General features: G+C 34.0%; 2 protein-coding genes. One reads left to right on the forward strand and one right to left on the reverse strand.

The window, feature by feature from the left end:
• The first annotated feature begins 86 nt into the window (after nucleotides 1-86).
• Entirely contained in the window at nucleotides 87-317 is a 231-nt protein-coding gene (locus ACFIMC_RS06430; protein WP_208434686.1) for a hypothetical protein, read from the forward strand.
• An 87-nt stretch (nucleotides 318-404) separates the two neighbouring features.
• On the opposite strand, the gene ACFIMC_RS06435 is transcribed toward ACFIMC_RS06430, so the two are convergent.
• The gene (locus tag ACFIMC_RS06435) at nucleotides 405-1,076 is read right to left on the reverse strand and encodes a hypothetical protein (protein ID WP_375621782.1); all 672 of its coding nucleotides are present in this window, start codon (nucleotides 1,074-1,076) and stop codon (nucleotides 405-407) included.
• Nucleotides 1,077-1,228 lie beyond the last annotated feature (152 nt).

Here is a 1,228-nt window from a genome sequence, read left to right on the forward strand (position 1 = left end):
AGAGCTTAAACAGCGTGATGAAGCAGTAAAAGCGCCGCTTCATAAGAATAAGAAGAGTAAGAAGAAGGGTAAGTGAGGAGAGAAAGATGAGTTTAGTAGCAATTATTACGTTTTTTACTACCAATGCGGTTATGTTCTTTTGTGTTATCGCTATGTTCTTTTTTGTTTTGCTCTATCGCAATAGAGAACAAGAGCTCAAAACAGAACTGAAGGAAAAAGATATATTAATTGTAAAGTTAAATATGTCAATTGAAGAGTTGAAAAAGAAAGTACAAGAAAGAAGAGTTATAGGAACCTTTGGAGGTTATGATTCATGAAAAAGAACAAACTAATAAATACTTTTATCTTCTCACCTTAATAGGTGAGAAGATAAGTAAAATCTAATTCCCAATCTTATAAGATTATCATCGTTGATGACTTAATTTTCGAAAAAAGCTGGGCCAAAAGCGAACTTCAAGTGTTTTATGTGGGTCATATGATGAAGTATGTTCTAAGATAAAGATCGGAACGGATAGTTTATCATGATTTTCTGTTTCTATGGAGCGAATTTTTAATTCCCATCGAAAACTATACCCACCATTCACTGTAAATAGGTCAATTCCTCTTTCTAATACGTTGTTTTGGATGACAGGATTTGTTGTAACGGGAGTTATTAAATCGATACATTTGGGAGATGTTTTAAGAATGCTTCTTGGAGAGCTTTGAGAGTATGGATAAGGAGTTGGATAGAATGCTTGAACGAATTCGAAAGGGCTATTTTCATCTATTCGTATATAGTTCATTTTCATTGGTCGGTCTGTGGGGTTTTTGATGGAAAATTCTATGAGAATACCTTCTGGTGATAGATCTTCAGGTTTAAGATTAAAGATCTCAACTTTCATCTTTGGTCCTAAACCTTCTGCTATGTTTTCTGTCCACAAAGTTTCTAAGGAATTTCTTATCATTTGGGGAAGGTCTTTTTTCAATATACTTTGTCTTTTGAATGTTGCGAGTTCTGTTTCAATGTTATTCAATTTATTGTTCATGTTAATTGTAATGTCAGTTAATTCTACAAAATTTTCTTGCATATTTCTCATATCTCTTTCTCCTCCGCTTTGGGAAAACAGTAATTTTATAAAATACGTTTTGTATGGAGAGGAGCGGTGATTAACACGATTCTTTGTTTTGATCTAGGTACCAAAACGGGGTGGGCGATACGTGGTGCAAGTGGTGACATGTTCAGTGGTAC

This window comes from Bartonella sp. AP21QHHD (assembly GCF_042196205.1).
Lineage (GTDB): Bacteria > Pseudomonadota > Alphaproteobacteria > Rhizobiales > Rhizobiaceae > Bartonella.

What these genes read in the sequence shown, in the direction of transcription:
- ACFIMC_RS06430 (WP_208434686.1), top strand. Translation starts at nt 87, where the DNA reads ATGAGTTTAGTAGCAATTATTACGTTTTTTACTACCAATGCGGTTATG.
- ACFIMC_RS06435 (WP_375621782.1), bottom strand. Translation starts at nt 1,076, where the DNA reads ATGAGAAATATGCAAGAAAATTTTGTAGAATTAACTGACATTACAATT.